A 3,838-nucleotide genomic window follows, 5' to 3' on the forward strand; every position below is an offset into this window, starting at 1 on the left:
GGCGGGGCGGCTGCGCTCGCGCGGCGGCAGGCCGGCCTTCGCGCGCTCCTCGGCCTCGATGCGGTCGTACTCGCGGCGCGCGGTGCGGTCGCCGCGGATGATCATGCGCAGCACCATCCAGAAGATGAGCCCGAGCACGATCGTCGGGATGAGCGAGAAGATCGCGTTCCCCCACCAGCTCTCAGGCATGCGACCAGCCTACCGGCCGGGCACGCCGAGGGCCGCGTCAGGTCAGCAGCTCGCGCACGCGCTCGCGGCCGATCGCGAGCAGGAGCGTCGGGATGCGCGGGCCCGTGTCGCGGCCGACGAGCAGTCGGTAGAGCAGCGCGAAGAACGCGCGCTGCGCGCTCGAGAGCTCCTTGTCGCCCTTCACGATCGCGTCGGGCTCGAGGCCGCGCTGCACCTTCGCGACGCCGTACACCTGGTGGGTGAGGCCGTCGAGCGTCCACGCCTCCTCGATGGGCGGCAGGCCGCCGCCGCCGTCGAGCAGCAGCGCGATCGCGTCGCGCTCGCCCTCGGTGAGCGCGTCGAGCGCGGCGCGGTCGGGCTCGGCGCGCACGATCGTGTGCTCGTCGGCGGGCATGTGGGTCGCGACCCACGCCTCGACCCGGTCGAGGCGCGGCCGCAGCTCGTCGAGGCCGGTGACGGGAGAGTCGGCGTCGAGGCCGCGCAGGATCCGCAGGATCTGCGCCTCGTCGCCGAAGGTGATGTCGACGACGGATGCGAGGGTGCGGTAGGCGACGCGGCGCGGCGTCTCGGGCAGCCGCTCGTGCGCCGTGGCCGTCGCGCGCTCGAGGGCCGCGAGCTCGGCGGCCTGGGCGGTGCCGGCGGCGGCCTTCCGCGCGAGGGCGTCCCACTCGTCGTAGGTGCGCTGCAGCTCGGAGCCGAAGGCGACGTCGAACGACTGGTTCATGCGGCGCCGCGCGTAGAGCCAGCGCAGCACGGGCGCCTCCATCACGGCGAGCGCGTCGGCGGGCGTCGGGGCGCCGCCGCGCGACGACGACATCTTCGCGGCGCCGCCGAAGCCGACGAACGCGTACATCGGCCCGAGCGGTCGCTCCCAGCCGAACACCGGCGCGAGCTCGAGCCCGACCTGGAACGACGAGCCGGGGCTCTGGTGATCGACCCCGCTCGGCTCGAACACGACGCGCTCGTACGCCCACCGCATCGGCCAGTCGACCTTCCAGACGAGCTTGCCCGAGCGGAACTCGCGCAGCAGCACCGTCTCGCGGTGCCCGCACTGGCACGAGTAGGTCATCTCGGTCGAGTCGTCGTCGTACGCCTCGATCGTCGTGAGGTCCTTGCCGCAGCTCGTGCAGTACGGCTTGTACGGGTAGTACTCCGCGCCGCCCGAGCCGTCGTCCTCGCTCGCGGCGCCCGACGACTCCGCGAGCGCGCGCTGCAGCTCCTCGTCGTCGTCCTTCGCCGCGGGCAGCGTGCGGTACTGCGCGAGGATCGCGTCGATCTCGCGGCGGTGGCGCATCGCGTGCAGGATCTGCTCGGTGTAGGCGCCCGCGCGGTACTGCTCGGTCTGGCTGATGCCGCGGTAGCGGATGCCGGCCTCGGCGAACGCGGCCTCGGCCGCGCTGCGGAAGTGGGCGGCCCACGAGTCGTGCTGGCTGCCGGGCGGGGCGGGCACGCTCGTGAGCGGCTTGCCGATGTGCTCGGCCCACGACTCGTCGACCCCGTCGATGCCCGCAGGCACCTTGCGGAAGCGGTCGTAGTCGTCCCAGCTGAAGATGTGCTCGGCCTCGATGCCGCGCCGCTGCAGCTCGTCGACGACGAGGTGCGGGCTCATGACCTCGCGGAAGTTGCCGAGGTGGATCGGCCCCGAGGGCGAGACGCCGGATGCGGCGAGCGGCTTCGTGCCGCGTCGCTCGGCCTCGGCGACCACCTCGTCGGCGAGGCGCGAGACCCAGTCGGCGCGCTCGTGCTCGGCGGTCTCGACGGCGGGCTCGGCGGGGGCGTTCGGCGTCTCGGTCACGACTGACGATCCTACCGAGCGGGCCCCGCTCGGCCGCGGGCGCGCATCCGCCCCTTCGTCAGGGGATCGTGAAGACGGCGTTGTCGATGAGCCGGACGGTGCCGACGCGAGCGGCGACGAGCACCTGCACGGGGCCGTGGTGGTCGTCGGATGCGCCGAGGAACGTGCGGGGGTCGACGACGGCGAGGTAGTCGAGCCGCACGCCCGTCTCGTCCTGGAAGACCGCCTGCGCCGCGGCGAGCATCGCCTCGACGCCGCGGTCGGCGGCCTTGCCCGCGGCGCGGAGCGCGCGGGAGAGCGCGAGCGCGTCGTCGCGCTCGCCGGCCTGCAGCAGCCGGTTGCGGCTCGAGAGCGCGAGGCCGTCGGGCTCGCGCACGGTCGGCACGCCGATGACGCGCACGGGCAGATCGAGGTCGCGCACCATGCGGCGCACGAGGAAGAGCTGCTGGCCGTCCTTCTCGCCGAAGACGGCGACGTCGGGCGTGACGATCGAGAGCAGCTTCGTCACGACGGTGAGCACGCCGTCGAAGTGGCCGGGGCGGCTGCGGCCCTCGAGCACGGTGCCGAGGTGGCCGGCGGTCACGAGCGTCGCGGAGCGGCCGCCGTCGGGGTACATCTCGTCGACCGTCGGCATGAAGGCCGCAGTCACCCCGAGGTCCGCGAGCGCGGCGAGGTCGGCGTCGGGCGTGCGGGGGTAGCGGTCGAGATCCTCGTGCGGGCCGAACTGCATCGGGTTGACGAAGATCGAGGCGATCACGAGATCGGCCTCCTCGAGCGCCGTGCGCACGAGCGCCGCGTGCCCGGCATGGAGCGCGCCCATCGTCGGCACGAGCGCGACGCGCCGGCCTGCCTGCCGCGCTTCGCGCACGAGCGCGCGCGCCTCGTCGACGGTGGTCAGGGTCCGGATGGGTGCGGGCACCACGCCAGGATAGGCGGCGGCGGGTCGGCGCTCGCCGCGCGGGCCTCCGCCTCGCCGACCACGGCCAGTAGCTCGTCGCTCGACCGGCTGGGTGCCCGGCTGGCCGGATGGTCGGCTCGGCAGCGGCGGAACCGGTCGAGCGACGGCGGAGCGTCAGGGCTCGATCGGCGGATCGGGGTAGCGCGCGAGGGCGGTCTCGACCGCCGAGCGGACGACGCCGCCGAGGACGCGGCCCGGCCGCTCGACGCCGAGCTCGTGCAGCTGCCGCATGGCCTGCGCGACGATGCCGTCGGCGAAGTCCCGCGCGGCGGCGATCGCCTCGGCGTACGCCGGGCGGTCGGCCTCCGCGACGACGATCGGCTCGGCGCCCATCTCGACCGCGAGCGCCTGGCCGATCGGCAGCACGGCCGCGGGCGCGGTGACGGCGACCGTCGACTCGAGGAGCCGGCCGAGGTCGAGCGACGTGCCGGTGAACGTCATCGCCGGGTGGAGCGCGATCGGGATCGCGCCGCGCTCGACCGCCGGCCGCAGCACCTCGACGCCGTGCTCGGGCGCCGTGTGCACGACGAGCTGGCCGGGCTGCCACGCGCCGGTCGCGGCGAGGCCCGCGACGAGCGCGGGCAGCTCGGCGCTCGGCACCGCGAGCAGCACGAGCTCGCTGCGCTCGACGAGCGTCGGCGTGTCGAGCAGCGCCACACCGGGCAGCACCGCCTGGGCGCGCTCGATCGCGTCGTCGCCGGTCGCGACGATGCCGACGATCGCGTGCCCCGCCCCGGCGAGCGCCGCCCCGAGCACCGGGCCGACCCGGCCCGCGCCGATGATGCCGACGCCGAGCCGGCCGGGCCGACGGGACGCGTCCGTCCCGCTCATCGGAACGCCCTCGTCGGCTGCGGCTCAGCGAGCATCGTCGGGGCGCTGCCAGCGCGCGTCGGGCT

General features: G+C 75.1%; 4 protein-coding genes. All 4 read right to left on the minus strand.

The window, feature by feature from the left end; all coding sequences use genetic code 11:
* Positions 1–189 (minus strand): hypothetical protein (locus tag NWP09_RS12160; protein WP_258275765.1); only part of this gene is annotated, 189 nt, incomplete at its 3' end.
* Between the two features lie 37 nt (positions 190–226).
* Positions 227–1,984 carry a lysine--tRNA ligase gene (gene lysS, locus NWP09_RS12165; RefSeq protein WP_258275766.1) on the minus strand — a complete coding sequence of 586 codons (1,758 nt, stop codon included), beginning with the start codon at positions 1,982–1,984 and terminating at the stop codon, positions 227–229.
* A 58-nt stretch (positions 1,985–2,042) separates the two neighbouring features.
* Positions 2,043–2,906: a pantoate--beta-alanine ligase gene (gene panC / locus NWP09_RS12170; protein WP_258275767.1), complete on the minus strand. Its 864-nt coding sequence runs from the start codon at positions 2,904–2,906 to the stop codon at positions 2,043–2,045.
* Between the two features lie 150 nt (positions 2,907–3,056).
* Positions 3,057–3,773 carry a DUF2520 domain-containing protein gene (locus NWP09_RS12175; RefSeq protein WP_258275768.1) on the minus strand — a complete coding sequence of 239 codons (717 nt, stop codon included), beginning with the start codon at positions 3,771–3,773 and terminating at the stop codon, positions 3,057–3,059.
* Positions 3,774–3,838: the final 65 nt, after the last annotated feature.

Source organism: Agrococcus sp. HG114, assembly GCF_024723325.1.
In the GTDB taxonomy this organism is placed as follows: Bacteria; Actinomycetota; Actinomycetes; order Actinomycetales; family Microbacteriaceae; genus Agrococcus.

Excerpts from the sequence above, each read along its gene's own strand:
- NWP09_RS12175 (WP_258275768.1), bottom strand. The coding sequence starts at position 3,773 with ATGAGCGGGACGGACGCGTCCCGTCGGCCCGGCCGGCTCGGCGTCGGC.